At 68.7% G+C, this 24,568-nt stretch carries 21 protein-coding genes and 2 tRNA genes; 10 read left to right on the top strand and 13 right to left on the bottom strand.

Features of this window, described 5'->3' with window-relative positions:
- Positions 1–75: 75 nt before the first annotated feature.
- The 5 genes from LK10_RS11860 to LK10_RS11880 form a co-directional block, all read right to left on the bottom strand.
- Positions 76–1,269 (bottom strand): globin domain-containing protein, encoded by a 1,194-nt coding sequence (locus LK10_RS11860; RefSeq protein ID WP_043123936.1) that lies wholly within the window; start codon positions 1,267–1,269, stop codon positions 76–78.
- A gap of 116 nt (positions 1,270–1,385) precedes the next feature.
- Positions 1,386–1,940, bottom strand: a complete 555-nt coding sequence (locus LK10_RS11865; RefSeq protein ID WP_081998482.1) for an RrF2 family transcriptional regulator — start codon at positions 1,938–1,940, stop codon at positions 1,386–1,388.
- A gap of 103 nt (positions 1,941–2,043) precedes the next feature.
- Positions 2,044–2,496 (bottom strand): hypothetical protein, encoded by a 453-nt coding sequence (locus LK10_RS11870; RefSeq protein ID WP_043123938.1) that lies wholly within the window; start codon positions 2,494–2,496, stop codon positions 2,044–2,046.
- Positions 2,493–3,926: a phosphomannomutase/phosphoglucomutase gene (locus LK10_RS11875; RefSeq protein ID WP_231567744.1), complete on the bottom strand. Its 1,434-nt coding sequence runs from the start codon at positions 3,924–3,926 to the stop codon at positions 2,493–2,495. Before LK10_RS11875 ends, LK10_RS11870 begins: the two co-directional genes overlap by 4 nt.
- A 193-nt stretch (positions 3,927–4,119) precedes the next feature.
- The gene (locus LK10_RS11880) at positions 4,120–5,844 is read right to left on the bottom strand and encodes a thiamine pyrophosphate-dependent enzyme (protein ID WP_081998483.1); all 1,725 of its coding nucleotides are present in this window, start codon (positions 5,842–5,844) and stop codon (positions 4,120–4,122) included.
- Positions 5,845–5,995: 151 nt separating this feature from the next.
- On the opposite strand from LK10_RS11880, the gene LK10_RS11885 reads away from it, so the two are divergent.
- Entirely contained in the window at positions 5,996–8,158 is a 2,163-nt protein-coding gene (locus LK10_RS11885; RefSeq protein WP_052207257.1) for a RecQ family ATP-dependent DNA helicase, read from the top strand.
- A gap of 147 nt (positions 8,159–8,305) precedes the next feature.
- Positions 8,306–8,394 (top strand) — tRNA-Ser (locus LK10_RS11890).
- A 164-nt stretch (positions 8,395–8,558) separates the two neighbouring features.
- Here the strand turns inward: LK10_RS11890 and LK10_RS11895 are convergent.
- Positions 8,559–10,655, bottom strand: a complete 2,097-nt coding sequence (locus LK10_RS11895; RefSeq protein ID WP_231567745.1) for a prolyl oligopeptidase family serine peptidase — start codon at positions 10,653–10,655, stop codon at positions 8,559–8,561.
- A gap of 103 nt (positions 10,656–10,758) precedes the next feature.
- Between LK10_RS11895 and LK10_RS11900 the strand changes: the two genes are divergently transcribed.
- On the top strand, positions 10,759–12,732 hold the full coding sequence (locus LK10_RS11900; RefSeq protein WP_043123941.1) for an FAD/NAD(P)-binding protein: 1,974 nt from the start codon (positions 10,759–10,761) through the stop codon (positions 12,730–12,732).
- Positions 12,733–12,766: 34 nt separating this feature from the next.
- Here the strand turns inward: LK10_RS11900 and LK10_RS11905 are convergent, their stop codons facing one another.
- The gene (locus tag LK10_RS11905; protein ID WP_043123943.1) at positions 12,767–13,567 is read right to left on the bottom strand and encodes a VOC family protein; all 801 of its coding nucleotides are present in this window, start codon (positions 13,565–13,567) and stop codon (positions 12,767–12,769) included.
- 302 nt (positions 13,568–13,869) lie between these two features.
- Here LK10_RS11905 and LK10_RS11910 point away from each other — a divergent pair, with 302 nt between their 5' ends.
- On the top strand, positions 13,870–14,790 hold the full coding sequence (locus LK10_RS11910) for an endonuclease domain-containing protein (protein ID WP_231567746.1): 921 nt from the start codon (positions 13,870–13,872) through the stop codon (positions 14,788–14,790).
- 80 nt (positions 14,791–14,870) lie between these two features.
- Here the strand turns inward: LK10_RS11910 and LK10_RS11915 are convergent.
- A tRNA-Ser gene (locus tag LK10_RS11915) sits at positions 14,871–14,961 on the bottom strand.
- 84 nt (positions 14,962–15,045) lie between these two features.
- Here LK10_RS11915 and LK10_RS11920 point away from each other — a divergent pair.
- From LK10_RS11920 to LK10_RS21390, 6 genes are all read left to right on the top strand, one after another.
- Positions 15,046–16,029 carry an NAD(P)H-quinone oxidoreductase gene (locus tag LK10_RS11920; RefSeq protein WP_043123947.1) on the top strand — a complete coding sequence of 328 codons (984 nt, stop codon included), beginning with the start codon at positions 15,046–15,048 and terminating at the stop codon, positions 16,027–16,029.
- Positions 16,030–16,115: 86 nt separating this feature from the next.
- On the top strand, positions 16,116–16,766 hold the full coding sequence (locus tag LK10_RS11925; protein ID WP_043123949.1) for a bacterial proteasome activator family protein: 651 nt from the start codon (positions 16,116–16,118) through the stop codon (positions 16,764–16,766).
- Between the two features lie 8 nt (positions 16,767–16,774).
- Positions 16,775–17,215 (top strand): hypothetical protein, encoded by a 441-nt coding sequence (locus LK10_RS11930; RefSeq protein WP_043123951.1) that lies wholly within the window; start codon positions 16,775–16,777, stop codon positions 17,213–17,215.
- Between the two features lie 67 nt (positions 17,216–17,282).
- Positions 17,283–17,744: a very short patch repair endonuclease gene (locus LK10_RS11935; RefSeq protein WP_052207259.1), complete on the top strand. Its 462-nt coding sequence runs from the start codon at positions 17,283–17,285 to the stop codon at positions 17,742–17,744.
- Positions 17,745–17,814: 70 nt separating this feature from the next.
- On the top strand, positions 17,815–18,426 hold the full coding sequence (locus tag LK10_RS20890) for a hypothetical protein (RefSeq protein WP_052207260.1): 612 nt from the start codon (positions 17,815–17,817) through the stop codon (positions 18,424–18,426).
- The gene (locus tag LK10_RS21390; protein ID WP_081998485.1) at positions 18,423–18,716 is read left to right on the top strand and encodes a DUF2795 domain-containing protein; all 294 of its coding nucleotides are present in this window, start codon (positions 18,423–18,425) and stop codon (positions 18,714–18,716) included. Before LK10_RS20890 ends, LK10_RS21390 begins: the two co-directional genes overlap by 4 nt.
- A 156-nt stretch (positions 18,717–18,872) precedes the next feature.
- Here the strand turns inward: LK10_RS21390 and LK10_RS11950 are convergent, their stop codons facing one another.
- Genes LK10_RS11950 through LK10_RS11970 form a run of 5 tightly spaced genes read right to left on the bottom strand, consistent with a single transcriptional unit; the run spans position 18,873 to position 24,567 of the window.
- Positions 18,873–19,982: an enolase C-terminal domain-like protein gene (locus tag LK10_RS11950; RefSeq protein ID WP_043123954.1), complete on the bottom strand. Its 1,110-nt coding sequence runs from the start codon at positions 19,980–19,982 to the stop codon at positions 18,873–18,875.
- Positions 19,979–21,769 carry a thiamine pyrophosphate-requiring protein gene (locus LK10_RS11955; protein WP_043123955.1) on the bottom strand — a complete coding sequence of 597 codons (1,791 nt, stop codon included), beginning with the start codon at positions 21,767–21,769 and terminating at the stop codon, positions 19,979–19,981. The genes LK10_RS11950 and LK10_RS11955 overlap by 4 nt, the downstream gene beginning before the upstream one ends.
- A gap of 1 nt (position 21,770) precedes the next feature.
- Positions 21,771–23,471 (bottom strand): GMC family oxidoreductase, encoded by a 1,701-nt coding sequence (locus LK10_RS11960; protein WP_052207261.1) that lies wholly within the window; start codon positions 23,469–23,471, stop codon positions 21,771–21,773.
- Positions 23,468–24,085, bottom strand: coding sequence for a gluconate 2-dehydrogenase subunit 3 family protein (locus tag LK10_RS11965; RefSeq protein WP_052207262.1), 618 nt, complete (start codon positions 24,083–24,085; stop codon positions 23,468–23,470). The genes LK10_RS11960 and LK10_RS11965 overlap by 4 nt, the downstream gene beginning before the upstream one ends.
- Complete coding sequence (locus tag LK10_RS11970) at positions 24,082–24,567, bottom strand: hypothetical protein (RefSeq protein WP_231567747.1); 486 nt, start codon at positions 24,565–24,567, stop codon at positions 24,082–24,084. The genes LK10_RS11965 and LK10_RS11970 overlap by 4 nt, the downstream gene beginning before the upstream one ends.
- Between the last annotated feature and the right edge of the window lies 1 nt (position 24,568).

Genomic DNA, 24,568 nt, shown 5'->3' on the forward strand with positions numbered 1-24,568 from the left:
GCACGATACCCCCTCGGAGCGAGGGCAAGCTGTGACTTTGCTCCGGCCCGATTGGCCGAGCTCGCCTCGGCCGGCTCAGTTGGCCGAGGCGAGCCAGAGGTCGGGGCCGAAGACCTCGTAGTGAATGCGCTGGGCGGGAATCCCGAGCGCGATCGCCTCGGAGCGGATCTTCTGCATGAACCCGAGCGGGCCGCACAGGTACAGGTTCGCGTCCGCCGGTACGTCCACCTCGGACAGGCTCATGTAGCCTTCTCGTGCCGCGGTCGCGCCCTCAACGGGCCCGGCCGCGGGCTGCTGGAGCCAAAGGTGAAGCTCGGCGTCGTCGATCTTCTCGATGTCGCCCAGCATCTGGTCGCTCAGGGCCCACGCTTCGAGGCTGCGCTCGGCATGCAGGACGAGGACTTCTCGGTCCGAACCCGCGTTTGCGAGGGAGCGGAGGATCGACGCGCTCGGGGTGCAGCCGATGCCCGCCGAGGCCAGGACGAGGGGGCCGTCGCTGTCGTCGAGCGTCACGTCCCCGTAGGGGTTGGAGAGCTCGACGACGTCGCCGACCTTGACCTTCTCGTGCAGGATCGGGGAGACCTCGCCGCCGTCGTTGTACTTCGTGGTGAACACACGGCGCTCCGTGGACTCCGCGTCGGCCGAGAGGGAGTACTGGCGAACCTGGAGGAGGCCGTCCTCGACGGGCACGCGCACGCTCAGGAACTGGCCGGGCTGGCCGGGAGTGACGGGGCTATCGTCCGCGGGCTCGAGGACGAAGGTCACCGTGGTGGCGCTCGAGGCCTTCTTCTCGACAACCCTCCACGGTGCCCACATGACGTTGTTCGCCTGCCGTGCATAGAGGCCCGACTCGATCTTCATGAGGGCCTCCGCCATGAGCCAGTAGACCTCGGACCAGGCCGCGGCGACCTCGGGCGTGACAGCCTCGCCGAGGTCCTCGGCGATGGCCTCGAACAGGTACTTGTAGACGATCTCGTACATGTCCGGTGTGATGCCGAGGGACGCGTGCTTGTGCGCGATGCGGGCCAGCACGGCCTCGGGGAGCGTCCCGGGGTTCTGGACCAGATGCGTTGCGAAGGCGGCGATCGCCCCCGCGAGGGCCTTCCGCTGTTCGCCGTTGGCCTGGTTCGCGCGGCTGAACATTCCGTTCAGGAGCTCGGGATGGGCCGCGAACATCTTCTCGTAGAAGAGCGGGGTGATCTCCCCGATACGGCTTCCGACCAGCGGGAGGGTCGCTTCGATGATGGGGCGGGCTGTGTCCGAGAGCATGGGGACTCCTCAGGGTTGGAGGTTAATCAAGCATGATCCGTACTTGATTAACTCCAAGTCTTCTACGTGTCGTAGAAAACGCCAAAACGAGGAGGAGTGGCGTTGGCCACAGATGTCTAGACCGGGTCGGGCTGAGGATCGACGCTGTGACATGCCGGGGCGGCAGGAGCGGTCGTGGCGCTCTCCTCGGAGGGCCCGAACGCCGCAGGCTCGTACGACGCGGCAGACGGCGGCAGGCCGAGTTGCACTAGAACTGGCCCCATCTGGCGGGGGTTCGGAAGGGAGGAGATCTTCACTGCGTCGAGTTCCCGGTAGAACGCCTCTCGCGCTCGGCGCAGGGCAGAGCGTAGGCCGCACTGGGCTATGAGCGGGCAGTCGCCCGCTGCTCCGCCCTCGCAGTCGGGGAGATCCCGGCGCGTATCGAGCGCCCGCAGGACAGAACCGATCGTCGCCTTGCGGCCCGCGTCGCTGAGTTGGACGCCCCCGGACCGCCCGCGGGTCGCCTCGATCAACCCGAGCTCACGGAGCTTGAGCACCGCCTTGCTGACGTGGTTGTAGGGCGTACCGACGCCCTCGGCAATGGCACGCGTCGCGAGGGGCTCGGAGCCGTCAACAGCGCTCAGGAGCATGAGGGCTCGAAGGCTGACGTCCTCGAAAGCGGTCATGCGCATTTCGCCAGTGTACGCCGAAATACCAAAACATCCGTTCGCCGAATCGGCGTCTCAGTGGCGCCCTCAATCGCGGCGGCGGACGCCAGTAGCTCGGGGGCCCGGGCTAGGCAGTGAAAATGAGAGCCTCGTGCCCGTCGGGTTCGATGTCTCCGTAGACGTAGCCGGTCGCGGTCATCTCGTACGGGAGGACCGCGGCGAGAAGGCCCTCGTCCCGGTGCTCTGCCGCCGCATGGATGCCGTCCGTGCCGTTCTCGGGGAGGGTCACATCGCTTGCGATGGCGAAAGCCCGGATCTGTTCCCGGCCCTGCTTGAGGAGCTCGACGAGATCCTCAAGCATCGTCTCGGCGTCGAAGTCTGCTTCGGAGTCGAAGTCCTCCGATGACGGTGGTGTGACGAGGACGAGCCGCAACTCGCCGTCGTCGTCCAGCGTCACCGCAAACGGGAGGAAACCCCCGTTCTGTTCGAGGTGCTCCTGGGCCATGCCCAGGGCCGTGCCGAGAACGTCGTGGAGCTCACGGAGGATGGACTCGCCGTCCGAACCGGTGCCTGCGTTCATGCGCGCACGATCGCAAGCACGCTGTCACGCACCGAGGCGAGCGTCTCGCGGTCCTTGGCCTCTCCGTTGAACCGAAGGTACGGCTCAGTGTTGGACGGGCGAAGGTTGAACCACCACGAGCCGTCGGCGGCCGAGAAGGTCGTGCCGTCGAGCTCGTCGATCGCCACGTCTGGGCCCTCGTAGGCCTCCCGAACGCGCGCCACGGCGGCCGCCTTGTCCTCGATCTCCGAATTGATCTCCCCGGACGAGACGTACGGTTCGTATTCGGCGCCGAGCTCGGAGAGCGGTTGGTCCTGCCCACCGAGCGCGGCGAGAACGTGCATGGCTGCGAGCATTCCCGTGTCAGCGTTCCAGAAGTCGCGGAAGTAGTAGTGGGCGGAGTGCTCGCCGCCGAACACCGCGCCTTCCTCGGCCATGACCGCCTTGATGAACGAGTGGCCAACGCGCGTGCGGACGGGCCGGCCGCCGTCGTGCTCGACAAGCTCCGGCACCGCGCGGGAGGTGATGAGGTTGTGGATGATGATCGGCTCGTCCTCGCCCGCCGCCCTCGCGCGGGCGATCTCGCGCCGTGCAACAAGCCCGGTGATGGCCGACGGCGAGACGGGGTTCCCGTTCTCGTCGATCACAAAGCAGCGGTCGGCATCGCCGTCGAACGCGAGTCCGATGTCGGCACCGTGCTCGACGACGGCCTTCTGGAGGTCGCGAAGGTTCTGCGGCTCGAGCGGGTTGGCCGGGTGGTTCGGGAAGGTGCCATCGAGCTCGAAGTAGAGGGGCACGATCTCGAGGGGGAGCGCAGGCAGGAGCGAATCGCCCAGGACCGCCGGCGTCGTCATGCCTGCCATGCCGTTGCCGGCGTCGACCACGACCTTGAGGGGGCGAATCCCCGAGAGGTCGACGAGGCTCCGGAGGTGGGCCGCGTAGTCGGCGAGGACGTCGCGCTCAGCGACCGTGCCCCGGTTCTCGGCCTCGGCAACGGATCCGGCGGCGAGATACGCCTCCGCCGCCTTCTGGATCTCCTTGAGCCCTGTCTCCGATGACACGGGCTGTGCCCCGGGCTTGGCGAGCTTGATCCCGTTGTACTGGGCGGGGTTGTGGCTCGCCGTGAACGTTGCGCCTGCCGCCTTGAGCGCGCCGCAAGCGTAGTACAGCTCGTCGGTCGAGATGAGCCCGATCTTCTCGACGTTCCCCCCACGCGCCGCCGCTCCACGCGCGAATGCCTCGATGAACTCGGGCGACGAGGGGCGCATATCACCGCCCACGAGTACGGTCTTCCCGGCGAGGCCGAGGACATCCACGAACGCGGCCCCCACCGCCTCCACGATGCGCGCATCGATCGTCTCGCCCACAATCCCGCGCACGTCGTACGCCTTGAAGGATGCCGAAAGGTCGATCTGGGGCGCCTGGCCTGCAGGGGTGCTCACGTTGCTCACGGGCCGATTATGTCAAATGCCGGCGGACAGAGCGTCAGCTGATTGTTGGCGGGCCTCAAATCCGGGGCGTGGCTCCGCCGACGGGAGGCATTTTCGCCGGTGGTCGACAAGCGGACGACGGCGCGTCCCCGCTCACGTGGGGAACGCGCCGTCGTCCGTCATTGCCTGGGTGAAGGGATCTGCCGAGCCGGCCTCAGTAGGCCTTGACCCGCTGTTCGACGATGAGGTGGATGAGGGCGAAGGTGCCGTCCTGGTCGATTGCGCGGAGGGCGGCGTCGATCGCGGCGGGAACGTCTGCATCGCGCTCGACGCGAACCCCGTAGCCCCCGAAGGCCTGGGCCATGAGCGCGAAGTCCGGGTTCCTCAGCTGAGTGCCGGAGACGCGGTGGGGGTACTGGCGCTCCTGGTGGGAGCGGATCGTGCCGTACTCCTGGTTGTCCATGACGATCACGAGCGGGGTTGCGCCGTACTGGGCGGCGGTCGCGAGCTCCTGGCCGTTCATGAGGAACTCCCCGTCTCCCGCGATAGTGACCACGCGTCGGCCCGGGTTGGCGAGCGAGGCCGCGATCGCGGACGGGATCGAGTAGCCCATCGAGCCGTTGCGCGCGCTGATCATGGACGCATAGCGCTGCGTGGGGAAGTAGCGGTGCGCCCAGTTCGTGTGCTCGCCGGCGCCGAGGGTGATCATCGCGTCCTCGGGCAGGGTGGGGACGAGGTTGGCCATGAGGGTGTCCATGCGCGCCGGCCCGTCGGTGGGGGCCGCGGGCGGGAGGGCAGCGAACTTCTCCTGCTCGCCCCGCATGCGCTCGGTCCAGGCGGTCCACTCCTCGCGCACGGGCAGGTTGATCATGACGAGGTCGCGGACGAAGACGTCCGGCTTGGCCACGATCTGGTACGAGACGGGGCCCGAGCGGCCGCGCAGGGACGGATCGATTGTGACGAGGAAGTTCTTCTTCCCCCAGTCCTGCCGCACGAGGAACCCGTCCGTGATCACGTCGCCTGGGACCGTGCCGACGAAGATCAGGAGGTCGGTCTCCTCGAGGAGGTTGTAGGTGGGCTTGGGGCGGCCGTAGCCGATCGGGCCCACATACGAGGGCGAGTCGAAGGGGATGGTGCCCTCGCAGCGCCATTCGGCGGCCGCGGGAATGTTGTGCTCCTCGAGCCAGTTCGTGAGCGCGGTCGCGCCTTCCTGGGTCCAGTCGTTGCCGCCGACGACGAACAGCGGCTTCTCCGCCGCCTGCAGGGCGGCCTTGAGGGCCTTCCAGTCCGTGACCGTCATCCCGCCGGTCGCGACCGGGATCTTGGGGTGGATGGTGGCATCGATCTCCTGCTGGATGATGTCCTCGGGCAGGCCGACGACGACGGGGCCGGGCCGGCCGTTCATCGCGGCGAACATCGCCTCGGCGACGATCTCGGAAGCTCGCTCGGCGTGATCCAGGACCATGACGCGCTTCGCGCCCGTGTCGAACCAGGACTTGATGTCGAACTCCTGGAACGCCTCCCGGTCGCGGTGCGCGAACGGGATCAGGCCCACGAACAGGACCATCGGCGTCGAGTCCTGCCACGCGGTGTGCAGGCCCACGTGCGCGTTTGCGGCGCCGGGGCCGCGGGTGACCATGGCGATGCCGGGGAGCTGGTTCATCTTGCCGTCGGCCTCTGCCATGTACGCCGCGCCACCCTCGTGGCGGCACACAATCGTCTCGATCGGCGAATCATGCAGCCCGTCCAGCACATCCAGGAACGACTCGCCCGGAACCACGTAGCTGCGCGTGACGCCGTGGGCTACGAGCGAGTCGACGATGACGTGACCCGCGGACTTCTTCGTGGGACTTGCGGCCGGAGCCTGCGCGGCATCCGGAGCAGAACTCGATTCTTCGGGCAGGTTCGATTCAGAGCGGGGCGGCGCCGTTGCCGTCATGGAGAGACATCCTTCTGTTGGCACTGAGAATGGGTGTGTTTCCACCGTATCGGGCCGCCGGAACTCGCGGGAGCCAGAAGTGTCAGACGTCACGGGGATACTTGAAAGCATGGTCCGGAGTTCCAGTCACATCGCGCCCGCCGAAGGTTCTATGACGTTTTCTGACAGCGACGCTCCCGGCTCTGGCGAGCTGCGCGCCCAGGCGCTCGAGGTGCTCCGCAAGCTTGTGGGCCGCGAGGACGCCGCATTTCATCCGGGGCAGTTCGAGGCCATCGAAGCGCTCGTGGCGCATCGTCGTCGGACGCTCGTCGTTCAGCGGACTGGCTGGGGCAAGTCGGCCGTCTATTTCGTCGCCTCGCTGCTCCTGCGGGCCCGCGGCGCTGGCCCGACTCTCATCGTCTCCCCGCTCCTCGCGCTCATGCGGGACCAAGTCGAGGCAGCCGCCCGCGCCGGGGTACGCGCCGTCGCCATCAATTCCGCCAACCGGCTCGAGTGGGACGAAGTGCACGCCGCGCTCGCCGAGGACACGGCCGACGTCGTCCTCATCTCGCCCGAACGCCTCACCAATCCAGCGTTCCGCGAACAGCACCTCCCTGAACTCCTCGCTCGGACCGGCCTGCTCGTGGTGGACGAGGCGCACTGCATCTCCGACTGGGGGCATGACTTCCGGCCGGATTACCGGCGGATAGCAGCGCTCATCGAGGAGCTTCCGCCGTCTATTCCGGTGCTTGCGACCACGGCGACAGCGAACGCGCGCGTGGTTGCGGACGTCGAGGAACAGCTCGGAGCAGACGTGCTCACACTCCGCGGTCCGCTCGGCCGGGACTCGCTGCGGCTCGGGGTGCTGCGGATGCCAGACCCGGGCCACCGGCTCGCGTGGCTTCTTCAGCACCTCGGTGACCTGCCCGGGAGCGGCATCATCTACACGCTCACGGTCTCGGCCGCCGAGGACACCGCGCGGCTCCTGGCCAATGCGGGATACCGCGTTCTCGCGTACACCGGGAAGACCGATACCGGCGAGCGTGAGGAAGCCGAGCGGCTCCTCAAGGGCAACGAGGTCAAGGCCCTCGTGGCGACGTCCGCGCTTGGGATGGGGTTCGACAAGCCTGACCTCGGCTTCGTCGTGCACTTGGGGGCGCCGTCGTCGCCCGTCGCCTACTACCAGCAGGTGGGCCGCGCGGGCCGCGGTGCAGTGCATGCCGATGTGCTCCTCCTCCCTGGTGCCGAGGACCGGGAGATCTGGCGCTACTTCGCGACCACGTCGATGCCCGATCGTGCCAAGGCCCAAGCCGTCCTCGATGCACTCGCGGCGGCCGCGGGCCCACTCTCGACCGTGGCGCTCGAGGCGCAGGTTGAGCTCCGCCGCACGCAACTCGATCTCCTGCTCAAGGTGCTCGCGGTCGACGGGGCTGTCGAGCGGGTCGGCGGCGGATGGCGGCACACCGGCGCGCCATGGAAGTACGACGACGAGCGGTATCGCCGGATCGCTGCTGCCCGGGAGGCGGAGCAGGCTGCGATGGTCGCGTACGAGGAGACGACCGCGTGCCGGATGGAGTTCGTGACGACGCAGCTCGACGACGAGACGGCTGCTCCCTGCGGGCGGTGCGACAACTGCGCCGGCCGCTGGTTCCCCGAGGAGGTGGAGCCAGGGGTACTTGAGCGGGCGGGTGAACAGCTCCGGCATGCAGGTGTGCCTATCGAGCCGCGTGCCCAGTGGCCGAGCGGGATGGACAAGCTCGGCGTTGCCGCCAAGGGCCGGATTCCTGCTGGTGAGCAGCTTTCGGAGGGGCGGGTCCTCGCGCGTCTCACTGACCTCGGGTACGGGGGAGCGCTGCGCGAGCTCTTCGCGCCGTCGGCCCCAGACGGGGAGGTGCCAGCGGGGTTGCGGCCCGCCGTCGTCGAGCTCCTCGCGGGTTGGGCCCGCGGGGACGGGGCGGCCGGGCCTTGGAGCGGGGCAGGTCGGCCGGCGGGCGTCGTCGCGATGCCGTCTGCCACGCGCCCTCGGCTCGTTGATTCGCTCGCGCGGGGCATTGCGCAGGCTGGCCGCCTGCCGTACCTCGGCGCCGTGTCCAGGACGGCTTCCGCGCGGCCGGGCCAGGCCGGTGGCAATTCGGCCTTCCGGCTCGCATCGGTGTGGTCCGCGTTCGACGTCGGGCCCGAGCTAGCGGCGGCTTTGGCCGGCTTGGGAGGGGCTCCCGTGTTGCTCGTCGACGACCTCGTGGACAGTCGGTGGACCCTGACGGTCGCGGGGCGGCTCCTCCGCCTCGCCGGCGCCGGTCCCGTGCTGCCCCTCGCCCTTGGGCAGGCGGGCTGACCTTATGCCTTGTGTGGCTTCTGGGGTGGCCTCTGGGTAGGGGTTGCGCCGGCTCGCCGGTTGCGCGCGCCCGCTTGCGCGGGTCCGCGGGTTCGCTTTGCGTCCGTCCGGTCGTTCTAGGTACGCTTGGGGAGCTAGCGATAGCAAGGAGACGTGCCAGAGCGGCCGAATGGACTTCACTGCTAATGAAGGGTCCGGGGAAACTTGGACCGGGGGTTCAAATCCCCCCGTCTCCGCCGTGTGAACGCCCCCGGTCTTTGAGCCGGGGGCGTTCTACTTTTCTTCGGGCACCCACGTGAAGTTTTTCTTCGGGCACCCACTTGAAGTGCGGTTCTCGCCAAGCAGTTCGCTGCGAGTGCACTTCTCTGCGAGGAGGGGCTACGGTTCCTCCGCAGTCCGCCTATAGGGCGAGCGACCTCCACAGGAACGCTTGGCTCCGCGCCTGGAGGGCGGCGGCCTGGCGGTTGTCTGAAGCACCGGCATGGCCGCCCTCGAGCGCCTCGTGGTACCAGACGTTGGGGATGCCCATTGCGAGCATGCGTGCCGCCATCTTGCGTGCCTGCACGGGCCCGACTCGATCGTCCGACGTCGCGGTCCAGATGAACGTGTCGGGATAATCCACGCCGTCGCGGAGGAGGTGGTACGGCGAGAACGTCTTGATGAACTCCCACTGCTCGGGGACGTCCGGGTCGCCGTACTCCGCGATCCAGGAGGTCCCTGCGGACAGCTTCGTGTAGCGGCGCATGTCGAGGAGCGGAACTCCGCACGAGATCGCTCCGAAGAGGCCGGGGTAGCTCACGAGCATGTTCCCGACGAGCAGGCCGCCGTTCGAGCCCCCTGTGCAGCCCAGATGTGCGGGCGAGGTCACCTCGCGGCGGATGAGGTCGCGCGCGACGGCGGCGAAGTCCTCGTAGGCGCGGTGCCGGTTTTCCTTGAGGGCCGCCTGATGCCAAGCCGGCCCATACTCGCCCCCGCCGCGAATGTTGGCCACGACGTACACGCCCCCGCGCTCGAGCCAGGCTCGGCCGATCACGCCGCTGTACGCCGGGGTGCGCGAGATCTCGAAGCCGCCGTAGCCGCTCAGCTGGGTGGGGTTGCTCCCGTCGAGCTCGAGGTCCTTGGGCCCGACTTGGAAGTACGGCACCTGCGTCCCGTCCTCCGAGACCGCAAAATGCTGCTCGACGGTAAAGCGGCTCTCATCAAAGAACGACGGCGCCCGCTTGACCTGCTCGTGGCCCCCGCCGATGCTGCCGCGAAGCAGGGTGGTTGGCGTGAGGAAACCGGTTGCGATCAGCCAGTAGTCGTCGCCCGCCTCGGGGTCCTCGTCGTCGACCGCGTAGCTCTCGACGAGGTGCAGCGGCGGGCACGCGTCAAGCTCCTCGGCAGCCCATTCGGCCTGAGGAGAGGCCGGCGGCGTGAGGACGCGGATCTCCGACGACACGTCGCGGAGCAGATTCACCAGCAGATGATTCCGCGTCCAGCTCCACGACTGAAGGGACGTGTGCGCATCCGGGGAGAAAAGCAGCGTGACGTCTCGAGAGCGGCCCATGAAGGCCTCGAAGTCGGCGGCGAGCAACGATCCAGCGCGATGCACTGTCCCCTCGAGGTCCCAGTCGCGCTGCGGCCGGAAGAGGAGCCACTCGCGGTGGAGGTCGATATCGACGTCGGTCGGTACAGGAACGAGCTGCCACCCGCCGTCGCGCCACACCGAGTGCTGCACATCGAAGAAGCTGATCCGGTCGCTTGCGAGGAGCCGTTCGAACCCGGGCGTGTCATCGAAACCTGCACTCGCCATGAGGTGGTCGGCAGGCACCTCGAAGATCACCTCGGCGTCCTCGAGCGCCGTTCCGCGCGGCACCTTCCGCACGATCCGGGGGTACGAGGAGGTTGTGACGGCATCGGCGCCCAGCGTCGACGAAACGATGAGGGTATCGGTGTCGAGCCAGTCGGCGCCGCCCTTCGCCGCGGGCAGCGAGAAGCCGCCGTCGTGCGGGGAGACAAAGGCGCGGTCTTCGACGTCGTACTCCCGCAGGGCGGACGCATCGCCGCCGTCGGGGGAGAGCCGCACGATGCAACGCCGCCACGACTTCCCGTCGGCCGGCCGGAGGAAGCTCGCGCCGCCCCAGACCCACTCGACTCCCTCGCCCGCGGCGAGCGCATCGACGTCGAGCAGGACCTCCCACTCAGGCGATGCGGTCGCATAGCTCTCCCACCGCGTGCGCCGCCACAGCCCCTTAGGGTTCTGGGCGTCGCGCCAGAAGTTGTAGTACCAGTCGCCCCGCTTCGTGACCATGGGAATGCGGTCCTGCGAGTCCATCACCTCGAGGATCTCGGCCTCGAGTTCGGGATAGTCCCCGGTCTCGAGGAGTTCCTCGGTCCTCGCGTTCTGCTCCCGCACCCAATCGAGCTGCTCGGCCCCGTGGATGTCCTCAAGCCAGAGGTTCTCGTCCACCGGTTCCTTGGGGACAGGGGTGAGGGTCTGCGCCGGATCCGTCATGCTGCTCATCCTCGCACGGGGCACCGACAGCGCAAGAGGTGCGGCCTATGCATCGCCTGTGACGCCCGGAGGAGCGGCCTGACGAGCGGGCTAAGCTCGAAGGATGATCCGAGGAGGTGCACGAAGGCAGCTGCGCATCGCCGTCGTCGGCGGGGGCCCGCGCGGTGCGTCCGCCGTCGAACGCCTCCTGGCGAACTGGGCGACAGCCGATCTGGCCTCCCGAGGCGAGCGCGACCGCGAGCTTGAAATCGCGGTGTTCGACCCGTTCGAACCGGGTCCGGGCAAGGTCTGGCGGACGGAGCAGCCGCGCGAGTTCCTCATGAACACGCCGTCCTTCTTCCCCACGCTCATCCCGTCCGAGCCAGGGCTCGCCGAACCGCTCGCTGGCGCCAGCTTCGACGCGTGGCGGGAGGCACGCCAGACGGAACTTCGCCAGGGGGTGCCGACCGGGCTCGACCCCCAGGAGGAGGCCGAGCTGGCAGCCCTCGAACAGGCCGACTTCCCGCCGCGCGCGCTCTACGGGCGCTATCTCGCCGACACATTCGCCGCCGTCGTCTCCGGAGCCCCGCCCGGTGCGAGCGTCAAGCATGTCCGCGAGGAGGTCGTGCGCCTGGGCCGCACGCCCCACGGGTGGGCCCTCACCACCCGCGACGGCCGCGCGCGCGAGGCGGACGCGGTTGTCCTCGCGCTCGGCCATGTGCCCTCAAAGCTGAACCAGACCCAACACGCCCTCGCCGAAGCCGCAGCTCGGCTCGGCCTCATGTATCTGCCGCCTGCAGCCCCTGCCGACGTCGACTGGGACGCCCTTCCGGGCGGCAGCACCGTCCTCGTGCGGGGGATGGGGCTCAACTTCTTCGACGTCATGGTCCGGCTCACTGAGGGCCGCGGCGGGCGGTTCAAGGAGGCGCCAAACGGCCAGCTTGAGTACGTCGCGTCGGGGCGGGAGCCCCGCCTTGTTGCTGCCTCACGACGCGGGGTCCCGTACCGGGGCAAGGCCGAACTAGGGGCCTACTATGCACCCGGCGTCCGCCTGCGCTGGCTCACCCGGGCCGCCGCGCTGGCCCCCCGCGAGGCGGGCCTCACGCCGTCGTTCGACGCCGACCTCTGGCCCCTGCTGCACCGAGACACGCTGTGGGCGTACTACTCGACGCTCGCCCGGGTCTCCCCTGAGGAGGTCACGCCCGGTTTCCTCGATGCCCTCGACGCCGCGCTCGCAGTCCCGGGACCCGCCTGGGAGGAGCAGACCGAAGCGGTTGTCGAAGGCGCCGTCCGCGCGGAGCTCCGCCTCGACCTGCGCGGCCTCGGGGCCCCACTCGCCGGCCGTCACTTCGCCGACCGTGCCGAGCTCGACGGTGACGTCCTCGCGTACCTAGACGACGACGCCGCAGGCTCGGCCCGTGGCGAGGACGATCCCGTAAAAATGGCGATCGCGGCTTTGCATCGCGGCCGCGCGGTCCTCAAGGAGGCAGTCGCGGACGGGGGGATCACCGAGGAATCGTGGGTCGCCGGACTGCGGGGTTGGTTCGAAGGCCTCGTGGAGGGGCTCGCGAGCGGCCCCCCGCCCCTGCGCATCCGCCAGCTCGCGGCGCTGATCCGGGCCGGCGTGCTGAGCACCGTCGGCCCCGAACCCCGGTTCCGGGTGGATCGCGGGGCGGGCTGCTTCGTCGCCGAATCGCCTTGGGTCGGGGGGCCGCCCGTCTACGCCGCGGCCATGGTCGAGGCCCTCGCGCCAGCGAATGTCGTGGCTGCAGCGGACTCCCCGCTGCTCGCGGGGCTCCTCGCGGACGGGCTCGTGCGCCCCAAATATCTCGCCGGAGCCGACGGCGTTCCCCGACCGGCGAGCGGCCTCGACGTCACGACGCCGCCGTATCACCCCCTCGACGTCAACGGCCACCCCGTCCAGGGCCTTTACGTCCTCGGGCTCCAGCTCTCCGCCGTCCAGTGGGGCACCGCCATCGCTGCCGAGGCGCACCCTTTCGGTGCTCCCGGCGAGGCGGACGACGGCGCCCCTTACCCCAGCGCGCAGCGCACCCTGCGTGATGCGGACGCCGCGGCGAAGGACATTCTGGGGATCTAGGCGGCCCTCCTTGGCAGGACGTTTGGCCTACCGCTTAGGCCTGGCCCTCCGCCGAGGCCTGCGAGAGGTCCTGATGGATGAGGAAGACGGCGCCGAGCGGGTCGGTGAGCGTCGCGATGCGGCCGAATGGTGTGTCCTCGGGGTTGCGGACCACCTGCCCACCGAGCCGCTGCGCCGCCTCGACGGCCGCGTCCGCGTTCTCCACGCCCCAGTAGATCTGCCAGTTCGAAGGGACGCCCTCCGGCAGGATCCCCTCCGCGTCCATGACGCCGGCTTTCGCCTCACGGCCGCCCCCGAGCGTTGTGTAGCGGAAGTCGTCCGTGTCGCTCATCGTCTCGGTCTCCCAGCCCAGCACGTCCTGGTAGAACTTCACGGTCTGGGGGTAGGCGCGGGAGAGGACCTCGAACCAGACCGGCGAACCGGGCTCGGCGAGCTTGCCGAAGCCCGTGTGTGCGGTGGGCTGCCAGCCCCCGAAGGCCGCGCCGCCGGCGTCGCCGAACATCGCCATGTGCCCCTGCTCAGGGACCTCCATGGGCGGCATGAAGACCTGGCCGCCGCCTTCCTGCACCATGACCGCGGTCTTCTTGATGTCCTCGGTGAGGAGGTAGACAGTCCACACGTCCGGCATGGTGTCCTGTTCAGGCATCTTCGGCATGATGCCGGCTACCTGCTCGCCGTCCTTGAACGCGGTCGTGTAGCCGCCGTACTTCTCGGGATCGCTGCCCTCGAAGGTCCAGCCGAAAAGCTCGCCGTAGAAGGACTTGGCCTTCTCGAGGTCGCTTGTCATGAGGTCGGCCCAGCACGGGGCCCCTGGGGTCAGATCTGGCTTCGGCATTGCTGCTCCTTGCAATGGTTTTTGCAATGGTTGGTGGTGGTGGATGGCGTGTGCTCCCGACCTTGCCGACGCTATTCGTGCCCACCGACAGTTTCAAGGGGCGGCTTCAAGGGGCGGCTTCAGGGGGCGGCTTCAAGGGGTGGCCGGGCCGTAGGAGGCGCACCCTGCTCAGCGAGTGAGCAACAGACGAGGCTTCAGCGGCTCCCTATTCGCATTTGCTGCTCACTCGTGGAGGCTGTGGATAACTTCCGACGCCATCTGCTGAAAGCTGGCTCAATGAGCTCATGACTCGAAAACACCCTTTGCCCCCAAGATTCGCCTCGGCTTCGTTCACCGTGGCCGACGCGAAGGCCGCACAGTTGTCGCCGTCACGTCTCCGCGCCAGTGACCTCAGCCGCCCGAGTCGTGGGGTCCGCGTCCCCCGGGGCGCCCGTCAGAGCCTGGCCCAGCGGGCGGCGCCCTACCTCCGTCTCTCGCCGTCGGCGGTCCTTTCGCACGGCACTGCGTTACGGTTGCTCGGGTTGCCGCTTCCAAGGGTGATTGGCGATGATCAGCGCCTCCACCTCGCGACCCCGGGGGGCCGAGCGCAGATCCGGCGTCGGGGAGTGGCTGGCCATCGCGCGACCCTCGATGGAGGAGACATCCAGCAGTGTGAGGGGCTTGCAGTCACTTCGCACAGTCGAACCTTCCTTGACATCGCAGCTACCGACGGCGTGCTGCCAGACGAACTCGTCGTGCTCGGGGATGCCCTCGTGAATGAGCATCGCAGGTACGCCCATGCCCGAGAGCCGAAGATCTCGCTTGAAGAGCTCAAGGCCTATGTCGAAGCGGCTCGAGGGCGGCGGGGTGCGGCGAAGGCTCGAGCGGCGCTTGCGCTGGTCCGCGTCGGAGCCGACTCGCCGATGGAGACGCGGCTTAGGCTAGCTGTCCAGCGGGCCGGACTGCCCGATCCTGAAGTCGATTACCCGGTGATCGACGAACTCGGTCAGCCTGTCTTCGTCGAGCTTGCATTTCCCGAGTACCGTCTGGCCGTGCAGTACGACGGCGGCCATCACCTCACGCCTGAACAACAGCGTTTCGACGCCCTCAGGGCGCAACGTCTCGCCGGCGCGGGGTGGCGGCAGGTGATCATCACGAAGCTCGACATGGGCCGCGGAGCTGAGATCGCCGTCGTCCGTATCGCGGAGGCGCTCCGGCGGCTCGGGTGGGAAGACCTCCGGTGACTTGTGAGTGAGCAGCAGGCGCGAGTCGACGTTGCTGTCACTCGCGCCTGCTGCTCACTCACGAACCCTACGGAAGGGTGTGGCGGAAGGTAAGGGATTTGAACCCTTGGTACGGGGTTACCGCACACTGGTTTTCAAGACCAGCTCCATAGGCCGCTCGGACAACCTTCCTTGTGCCTAGTAGTGTTTCATAGGCATCAGACTTGACGAAACCGACGGCATCCGGAACCGATGCCGGATGCCTCGGGAGGAAGCATGAAGGCCGTGTACATCGCCGAGCCCGGCGGCCCGGAAGCGCTGCAGGTCCGCGAGGTCGAGGACCCCGTGCCCGGACCCGGCGAGGTGCTCATCGACGTCGTCGCCGCGGGGATCAACCGGGCAGACGTCCAGCAGCGGCGCGGTTTCTACCCTCCGCCCCCGGGCGCCTCCGAAATCCCAGGCCTCGAAGTCTCGGGCCGCATCTCAGCATTCGGGCCCGACGTCGTCCGCCCATTCTCGGCGGGGGACAGGGTCGTTGCGCTTCTGTCTGGCGGAGGGTACGCGCAGAAGGTCGCTGTCCCTGCCGAGCAGGTGCTCCGCATCCCCGAGGGCGTGGACCTCGTGACCGCGGCGAGCCTGCCCGAGACCGCAGCGACCGTGTATTCGAACCTCATGATGACGGCGCAGCTCCAGCAGGGCGAGCTCGTTCTGATCCACGGAGCCACGGGCGGGATCGGCACGATGGGGGTCCAGATGGCGAAGGCCTTCGGTGCGCGGGTTGCGGCGACGGCCGGCAGCGAGGAGAAGGTCAGCACGGCGAGGGCCTTCCTCGGCGTCGACGTCGCGATCAACTACCGCGAGCAGGACTTCGTCGAGGCCGTGCGCGACGCGACGGACGGCCGCGGCGCGGACGTGATCCTCGACGTCGTGGGTGCGAAGTACCTCGAGCGGAATGTCGAGGCGCTCGCCCCGTACGGCCGCCTCATCGTGATCGGGCTCCAAGGCGGGGCGAAGGCCGAGCTCAACCTGGGTCTTCTCCTCAACAAGCGCGCGGCGATTATCGGCACGGCTCTGCGGCCGCGGCCTGTGGAGGAGAAGGGCGTCATCATGTCCGCGGTGCGGGAGCACGTTTGGCCGCTCATCGCGGACGGCCGGATCAAGCCCCTCGTAGACAAGACCTTCCCGCTCGCCGATGTCCAGAAGGCCCACGAATACTTCGACTCGGGAGAGCATGTGGGCAAGGTCCTCCTGACCATGTAGGCCCGGCATTTCGACCTGAGTTCGTTCGCTTCGCGCGAAGCCTTCCGGCCCTTGGCCCGTCGGAGCGTCATGAGAGGATGGGCAGCATGAGCGAAGCGCACGGGAGCACGGCGCCACACGGCGGCCCACACGAGGAGCCTTTTGTGGGAACCACGCTTGACGACGACGGCGCCCAGTCCGATGGCCGTGCCGGCGACGGCGCCGCTCATCACAGCGAGCAAGGCGAGCGCCCGAAGCGGACGAGCGTTCAGGAACTCGTCGACGAGCCCGCGAAGGTCATGCGGATCGGGACGATGATCCGGCAGCTCCTCGAAGAGGTGAAGGGAGCCCCGCTCGACGAGGCCGCCCGGACCCGTCTGGCCGAGATCCATGACCGCTCCATCCACGAACTAGAGGACGGACTCGCTCCCGAGCTCGTGGACGAGCTCCACCGGATCTCCCTGCCGTTCTCCGACGACGCCGTCCCCTCAGAATCGGAACTCCGCGTCGCGCAGGCCCAGCTCGTGGGGTGGCTCGAGGGGCTCTTCCACGGCATCCAGACGGCCATCGCTGCGCAACAGGCCGCGCACCAGCTCGCGGCGGCGCAGGTGCAGCTCCGGCAGCTCCCGCCCGGGACGATGATCGCGCCTGGTGTTGTGATCGGCGAGAATGGCGAGCCCCAGCGTTCCCCCGTGGCCCCTGAACACGAGCGCCCGCGTTCCGACCGCCCGGAACACGGTCCGGGCCAATACCTCTGAGTTCTTAGGTGGGAGTTCTCGGTAACGTTCTGCGGGGGCGGCGGGACGACGCAGAGCTAGGCAAGGGCCTGTGGCGGCGTGCGCACGACCGCTTCCAGCGCGGGCTCGATCGTTACCACCAGGTGCTCGAAGGGGTCGACGACGACGCCCTCTACGCCGAGCTCGTGGTCATTGCAGACGCGCTATCGGACCTGCTGCCGCGCGTGCGCACAGTGTGCATGACGTGCCAGCGGCGCGCACCGAGCGACGGATTCGAGGTGCCGGGGGAGCTGGCGCCCGTCCATCGCGCGCTCTCGAAAGCGGGGAATGCGTTGGCGACGACGGCGGAGGCGGCCGCGATGCTCAGCCTCGCCGTCGGACCCGTGCCCGTCGGCGCGCTGTCAGTGCAGCGGCGCGCGGCGAGCGTTCTGGAGCAGGTTGAGCTGGCCGAGCGGTACGTTGCCGAGTGACTGGCCGTAGGTTGGCGGGGCTGTGCCTGAGGGGACGCTGCCTGTGGAGCCGCGTAGGCTGGCAATCATGAGCGAGGAGGCCGGCCCGGCTCAGGCCGGTGGTGAGGGGGCCGGCGTCGTCCTCTCTTGGGCCTCGACGCCGGCGATCAGGAAGACGATGCTCGGCAACCGCTCGCGCGACACCGCACCAGAGCTTCTGGTCCGCCGCGCTGTGCACGCCATGGGGCTGCGCTACCGCGTAGCGGCGCGCCCCGTTCCGGAGCTCCGCCGCACGGCGGATCTCGTCTTCACACGGGCGCGAGTCGCCGTCTTCATCGACGGCTGCTATTGGCACGGCTGCCCCGAGCACTACATCGAGCCCAAGCGCAACGTGGACTACTGGCGGCCCAAAATCGCGCGCAACCGTGAACGGGACCTGGAGACGACGGCGGAGCTGGCCCAGCGCGGATGGCGGGTGCTCCGCTTCTGGAGCCACGAGGATCCGCTCGTGGTGGCCGAGGCAATCCGGGACACGGTGACTGGCCGGTAGAAGGACCTTCACGGTGGTTAGAGGGCCTTTCGGCGGGTAGTGGGGTGATACCCGATCGAGGAGGGTTTCCGTGAACACCAGTCAGATCGTGTGGCTCATCGTGGCGATCGTTGTGTTCATCGCCGTGATCGTCGTGGCGCTGACCTTGACTCGCCGCCGCACCGCACGCCAGCAAGATCAGATGAGGGAGCGAGCCCGTAGCATGCGCGACGAGGCGGCTCAGAACGAGCTGGACCTCCGGGAGCGCGAGGCCCAGGGTCTTGAGGCTCGCGCCCGGGCCGAGAAGGCCCAGGTCGAGGCGGAACGACTGCGCCGTGAGGCTGAGGAGAAGACGGGCACGGCGCGCGAGGGCCGCGAACGCGTTGAAGAGCAGCGCCGCCGCGCCGACGAGCTCGACCCCGACGTCGAGGACCGCCCGGGCAGGAACAATGACTCGCGTGACGAGGGTGTGCGTGACGGCGGCGCTCGTGACGTGACCCGTGGTCGTGATCGCGGAGCCCACGTGCGCACGGAAGGCGTGGAGGGAGAGGCGGCCGGTTCCCAGGACGGCGATCAGAATCTGCGAGATGCGCAGTACCCAGACACACAGTACCGAGATGCCCAGTACCCAGACACACAGTACCGAGACGGGCAGTACAGGAACGCGCGGGATGCGCAAAACCCGAGTGAAGGAAGGTCATGACCGACACTGTCAACCCGATCCAGATCCAGAAGTTCCTCCAAGGCGTGGACTACCCCGCTGACAAGCAGGCCCTCGTCTCCGCGGCAAAGGACAACGGGGCAGACAGCAACGTGGTCCGCGCCGTCGAGGGTATCCCCGACCGCACGTACGAGAAGCCGACCGAGGTGAGCGAGGCGATCGTGGAGGCCGGGCGCCATCCCGAGGGCGGCAGCATGGGCCACGGCGGGGCGCCCGGCGGCGACTCCGATGACGACGCCGAGCGCGGGGACGAGCGCTTCGACGCCGGGTAAGCCACGGATCACCTCGTTCACGAGGATCGTCCAAATTCACGAGGATCCATCCAAAAGTCACGTCCCGCGGGTTGAACCCGCGGGACGTGACTTTTGAACGAACGAGAACCGTCGGGAGGTGACCATCAGACGGTGGGGGGCGGTGGGGCTCAGGGGTCAGGCGACCCGGTATTGCTCGGCATCCGCAGTGCGGAGTTCGAGGCCGTTGCCGGGTCGTTCGGCGTCCGGGGTGATGGTGCCGCCTTGGGGGTCGAGGGTCCCCTCGAAGAGCATCCCCTCGAGCCGGACGTGGTCGTGGAACCACTCGAGGTGCCGCAGGCGTGGAGCGGCGGCGGCAGGCGCGGCCGTGATCGCCGGTGCGCAGTGCCCCGAGAAGTCGATGCCGTGGGCGTCGGCGACGGCGGCCGCGCGCAGCCAGCCCGTGATGCCGCCGCAGCGGGTCACGTCGGCTTGCAGGCAGTCGACGGCGCCGGTAGCGCACATGCGTTCGACGTCGGCGGGCCTCGTGAGGTACTCCCCGGCGGCGACGTCCGCGGCGACCGATTGACGCACAAACCGGAGCCCCTCGAGGTCCTCGCTCGAGACCGGCTCCTCGAACCACGTGAAATCCGCGTCGCGCGCGGCCTGGGCGACACGGACGGCCTGTTTCGCCGAATAGGCGCCGTTCGCGTCAACGAACAGCTCGGCGTCAGGCCCCACCGCCTCGCGCGAGATGAGCATCCGTTCGATGTCCCGGGACTCGTCAGTTCCGCGGTCCTGGCCGATCTTGATCTTTGCGCGGGGGATGTTCTGCCCCAGGACCCACCCCGTGAGCTGCTCGGTGAGCCGCTCGTAGGAATAGGTCGTGAAACCGCCGCTCCCGTACACGGGAACCTCCGACCGGGCGGCCCCGAGGAACTGGTACAGCGGCAGGCCCGCGAGCCGTGCCGCGAGGTCCCACAGGGCGCAGTCGACGGCGGACGCCGCGTAGGAGGCCGCGCCCGACTGGCCGGCGTTGCGGAGCGCGCGGGCCATCGCCTCGGCGCTCGCCCTGACCATGAAGGCGTCGGTCCCCTTGACGGCGGGCTCCAACATGTCGGAGACGAGGCCCACGAGCGCCTTCGGCCCATAGGTGTAGCCGATTCCCGTCTCGCCGGCCGCCTCTGCGTGGACGACGACGATCGTGGTCGAGTCCCACGCGAACGTGCCGTCGCCTTCGGGCCCGTCGGTCGGCACTGTGTACGCCGCGGCGCGGATCGCCGTGACGGGAGACGTTTCGCCGCTCACTTCCGATGCCCCGGCAGGATCTCCTGGGCCTTCGTCTTGAGGCCTTCCTTGATGTAGCCCCATCGATGGGGATCGCCGTGGACGACGCTCTTGGCAGCGTTGAGCGCCTGTTCGAACGTCGCATGCGGCGGGATGGGCGGGACGTTCGGGTCCGTGCGGACGTCGAGGACTGTGGGCCGCGACGCGGTGAGCGCCTCGTCCCACGCCGAGCCGAGGGCATCCGGGTTGTCGACCGAGATCCCGCCTAGGCCGAGCCCCGCGGCGAAGCCCGCGTAGTCCACGCTGGGAATCGCCTGCGTCATCGGGACCGTCGGCGAGCCGCTGAAGGCCCGGAGCTCCCACGTCACCTGGTTCAGATCGTCGTTGTGGAGCACGACGACGACGAGCCGGGGGTCCTCCCACTCCTCCCAGTAGCGGGCGATGGTGATGAGCTCGGCCATGCCGTTCATCTGCATCGCGCCGTCGCCCTCGAAGGCGATGACGGGCCGGTCGGGATTCCCGAACTTGGCGCCGATCGCGTAGGGGACGCCGGGCCCCATCGTCGCGAGGTTGCCGGAAAGGCTTCCCCGGACGCCGGAGGGGAACCGGAGCTGCCGCGCGTACCAGTTGGCGGCGCTTCCCGAATCGGCGGCGATGATGGCGCTCGCAGGCAGCCTCTCGGAGCACTCGGAGAACACGCGGAGCGGATTGATCGGCTCGGCCTCGACGAGGGCCTCGTCGTGCATGGTCTCCCACCACCTCGAGACCTTGTCCTCGAGGTCGTCGCGCCAGCCGCGGTCCTCCTTGCGGACGAGGAGCGGGATGAGCGCTCGGAGCGCAGCGCCGGCGTCGGAGACGAGGTTGACCTCGTAGGGGTACCGGAGGCCGATCATCGTGGGGTCGACGTCGATCTGCACCCCGCGGGCCTGCCCCGGCTCGGGGAAGTAGTTTGCGTAGGGGAAGCTCGAGCCGACCGTCAGGAGCGTGTCGCAGTCCCGCATCATCTCGTAGCTCGGCCGCGTGCCGAGGAGCCCGATCGAGCCTGTGACGTAAGGCAGCGTGTCGGGCAGCGCGTCCTTGCCGAGAAGTGCCTTCGCGACACCCGCTCCGAGGAGTTCCGCGACCTGCTGGACCTCGGCCGCCGCGTGCCGGGCGCCCTGCCCGATGAGCATCGCGACCTTCTTGCCCTCATTGAGCACCTCCGCGGCCCTGCGCACCGCTGCCATGTCCGGCTGGATGTCAGGCCACTCGATGCCGAGGCTCGAGGGGACCATCTTCATGGAGTGGCTCGGCGCCGAGTATTCGAGCTCCTGGACGTCCGCAGGGATGATGACGGCGGTCGGCGCGCGCCGGGCGCACGCGACCCGGATCGCGCGGTCGATCACGTTCGGGAGCTGCTCGGGCACGCTGACGAGCTGGACGTAGTCCGAGGCGACATCCTTGAACAGGTTCGGGAGGTCGATCTCCTGCTGGAAGGATCCGCCCATCGAGGTCCTCGCGGCCTGCCCGACGATCGCGACAACCGGCACGTGATCGAGCTTCGCGTCGTAGAGGCCGTTGAGGAGGTGGACGGCTCCCGGGCCCGACGTGGCCATGCAGACGCCGACCCGGCCCGTGAATTTCGCATAGCCGACGGCCTCGAACGCAGCCATCTCCTCGTGCCGGGCCTGGACCAGCCGGGGCCCTTCGCCCTTGCCGAGCGCGGTCACGATTCCGTTGATGCCGTCGCCGGGATAGCCGAACACCGTCTCGATGTCCCATGCTCTCAGACGCTCGAGCAGAAATTCGGCGACCTTCTGTGCAGCCATATCAGCTCTCTTTCTGGAGTGTGAACGCTTCGGTCGGCCGGCGAACACCCTGACGGGCGCCCGCTGCGAGCCGTGCCGCCGTCCTCGCGGCGAGGGCCATGATCGTCAAGGCGGGGTTGGCGCTACCCTGGGTGGGGAAGACGCTTCCGTCCGTGATGAAGAGGTTCGGAACGGCGAACGTACGGCAGTCGGCGTCGACCACGCCGTGCTCCTCATCCGCCGCCATCCGGGCGCCGCCCACGAGGTGGGCATAGCGCTGGATGGTCATCACCTCGCTCGCGCCCGCCGCGTGGAGGATCTGCTCCATCGTCTCTTGGGCGGCCTTCATGAGGCGCTTGTCGTTGCCGCCGCGGCTGTACGTGACGTGCGCGACGGGCATCCCGCGCCGGTCCTTCTCCGAATCCAGCGTGACCCGATTCTCCGGAAGCGGCAGGAACTCGCACAGCGCGCCGAGGCACGCCCAGTGAACGAAGTCGCTCATGCGGCGGCGCAGATCCCTGCCCCAATGGCCCTGTGCAGCGATGTGCTCGGCCCATGTGATCGGCAACGGCGAGACCGTCTGGATCGAGAAGCCGCGCTTGTACGGCTTGGACGGATCCGTCTCGTAGAACTGCTCGGTGCTGACCTCGGGCGGCGGCGCCTTGTACATGCGCACCTCGTCCTCGAACCTTCCGCCGGTCTGCGGGGCTCCCTGGACCATGAGGTAGCGGCCCACGAAGTCGAAGTCGTTGCACAGCCCGTTCGGGAAGCGCTGCGACGAGGAGTTCAGCAGGAGCCGCGGCGTCTCGATCGAGTAGGCCGCGACCGCGACGTTCCGGGCGCGCTGGAAGCGCTCGACGCCGCCATGGACGAAATGCACGCCCGTCGCCAAGCCGGTGCGCTCGTCGACCTCAATGCGGGTCGCGGTCGAGTTGGCGCGGATCTCCGCCCCGTGCACGATTGCGTCGGGGACGTGGGTGATGAGCGGGGAGGCCTTCGCATCCACCTTGCAGCCTTGGAGGCAGAACCCTCGGTAGATGCAGTGCCGCCGGTGGCCGAAACGGCCGTTCGCGATAGCGACAGGGCCGACTCGGGCCTCGATCCCACAGTTCTCCGCGCCGCGCAGGAACACTTCGCCGTTCCCGCCGACGGGGTGCGGGCTGTGCGGATAGCTGTGGGGCTCGCCCCACGGCCAATCCTGGCCCGCGACCGGGAGCTCCTCTTCCATGTCCTCGTAGTAAGGACGGAGATCCTCGTAGTCCAAGGGCCAGTCGGCGCCCACGCCGTCGAGCGTGTCGGTGTGGAAGTCGCTCGGGTGCAAACGCGGCGCGTAGCCGGCGAAGTGCACCATCGATCCGCCCACGCCCCGGCCCGAGTTGTTGGAACCGAGAGGAACGGGGTCCTCGCCGTCGATCACTCGGGGCTCGGTCCAGTAGAGGTGGTGCGACCCGGCCTCGTCGCTCACCCAGTCGCGCTCCGGTTCCCAGAACGGCCCTGCCTCGAGGACGACGACGGACCACCCTTCACGCGCGAGCCGCTGCGCGACGGTGGACCCGCCTGCCCCGCAGCCGACGATCACGAGGTCCACCTCGTCGTCGTCCTCGTAGCGCCGCATGCGCTCGGTGACATCCGGGCTCGAGACGGGAAGCAGCCACGCGGACTCGTTGCGCGCCTTGATGCTCGCGAGCGTCCGGGCGGTCGTGAGCGGGTTCGGGCCCCTCATGCCTGCTCACCGGGATGTGCATCCCGAACCTCGAAGTGCTCGCGTCGGCCGACCCCAAGGTTCGAATAGCCGCGGGGGTAAGCCGGCCCCGGGAAGCCGATCTCGTCCCACGCCCAGGGATGCGCGTAGAAAGCGGTGCACGCGTAGCGAAGCCAGAGGTTCCACACGTGGCCGGCCGGCATTCCGTGCCATTGGCCCTCGGTCCGATGGACCGCCTCGAGCACGGCTTCCTGCTGGGCCGCCGTCGCGTCCGCGAACCCGACTCCGTAGCGCTCGCGCGCGTCCTCGTCGATGAAGCGGACAGAACGGCGCCACACCTCCCCGTCCTCGGGCAGGTCCGCGTAACGCCAGCCGTCCGTCTCTCCGGCAGCGAGCCGGGCGTCGACGACGTTGACGAGCGGCACACGCGGCTCGCCTTCTTGACCTACGAGCTGATCGAGCATCGCCGCCGCGATCCCTTCCTCCTCGGCGTTGAAGAAGCACACGTCCGGCGGCCGCCCCACACGGGAAAGGATGAGCGAGGATGTCGCCTCGTCCCAGTGGTCCCTCAGCTCAAGCGTGCGCAGACCCGGAAAGCGGCCGCCGCCGTCGTCCTCTGGTAGTGGGAGGGTCACGATTCCCTCCTCAGAACCGACGCCAGAAGCCCCATTCCCCCGACGAGCGTCACGAGCAGCGGTGCGAGAAGCGGCGGCCCCATCTCCGAGTTGTAGCGGAACTCCTTGAAGCCGCCGGGACGCTGGGCGATCCCGCGCAGGTGGAGGTACGTTCCCTGGAGGCCGTTGGCGATGATCGCGACGCTCGCGAGCGGAAGCGCGGTGTGCGCCATGCGGGTGCTCACGACGCCGGCGACCCCCGCCGCTGCCCCTACCGGGCCGAGCACAACGGGAGCCCACATCCACGGGTCGCCGAAGCTCGCTCTGTCGTGCTCGAGATAGATCTCCGCCGCGGTCACGAGAGCGCCGGCGGCCGTGAGGCCGGAGAGCGTTCGCTCGAAGCGCCCCGTCTCGACGTTGCGGACGAGCCGTTGGATCCCTCTGGGTGCGGGCGTTTGGGCAACCAATCGGCTTGCGGGACCCCGGGAGGGGATGAGCTTCATG

The organism is Sinomonas humi (assembly GCF_000802235.1).
GTDB lineage: Bacteria > Actinomycetota > Actinomycetes > Actinomycetales > Micrococcaceae > Sinomonas > Sinomonas humi.

Coding starts and splice junctions, on each gene's coding strand:
- LK10_RS11860 (WP_043123936.1), bottom strand. CDS start 1,269: ATGCTCTCGGACACAGCCCGCCCCATCATCGAAGCGACCCTCCCGCTG.
- LK10_RS11865 (WP_081998482.1), bottom strand. CDS start 1,940: ATGCGCATGACCGCTTTCGAGGACGTCAGCCTTCGAGCCCTCATGCTC.
- LK10_RS11870 (WP_043123938.1), bottom strand. CDS start 2,496: ATGAACGCAGGCACCGGTTCGGACGGCGAGTCCATCCTCCGTGAGCTC.
- LK10_RS11880 (WP_081998483.1), bottom strand. CDS start 5,844: ATGACGGCAACGGCGCCGCCCCGCTCTGAATCGAACCTGCCCGAAGAA.
- LK10_RS11885 (WP_052207257.1), top strand. CDS start 5,996: ATGACGTTTTCTGACAGCGACGCTCCCGGCTCTGGCGAGCTGCGCGCC.
- LK10_RS11895 (WP_231567745.1), bottom strand. CDS start 10,655: ATGACGGATCCGGCGCAGACCCTCACCCCTGTCCCCAAGGAACCGGTG.
- LK10_RS11900 (WP_043123941.1), top strand. CDS start 10,759: ATGATCCGAGGAGGTGCACGAAGGCAGCTGCGCATCGCCGTCGTCGGC.
- LK10_RS11905 (WP_043123943.1), bottom strand. CDS start 13,567: ATGCCGAAGCCAGATCTGACCCCAGGGGCCCCGTGCTGGGCCGACCTC.
- LK10_RS11920 (WP_043123947.1), top strand. CDS start 15,046: ATGAAGGCCGTGTACATCGCCGAGCCCGGCGGCCCGGAAGCGCTGCAG.
- LK10_RS11925 (WP_043123949.1), top strand. CDS start 16,116: ATGAGCGAAGCGCACGGGAGCACGGCGCCACACGGCGGCCCACACGAG.
- LK10_RS11935 (WP_052207259.1), top strand. CDS start 17,283: ATGAGCGAGGAGGCCGGCCCGGCTCAGGCCGGTGGTGAGGGGGCCGGC.
- LK10_RS21390 (WP_081998485.1), top strand. CDS start 18,423: ATGACCGACACTGTCAACCCGATCCAGATCCAGAAGTTCCTCCAAGGC.
- LK10_RS11955 (WP_043123955.1), bottom strand. CDS start 21,769: ATGGCTGCACAGAAGGTCGCCGAATTTCTGCTCGAGCGTCTGAGAGCA.
- LK10_RS11960 (WP_052207261.1), bottom strand. CDS start 23,471: ATGAGGGGCCCGAACCCGCTCACGACCGCCCGGACGCTCGCGAGCATC.
- LK10_RS11970 (WP_231567747.1), bottom strand. CDS start 24,567: ATGAAGCTCATCCCCTCCCGGGGTCCCGCAAGCCGATTGGTTGCCCAA.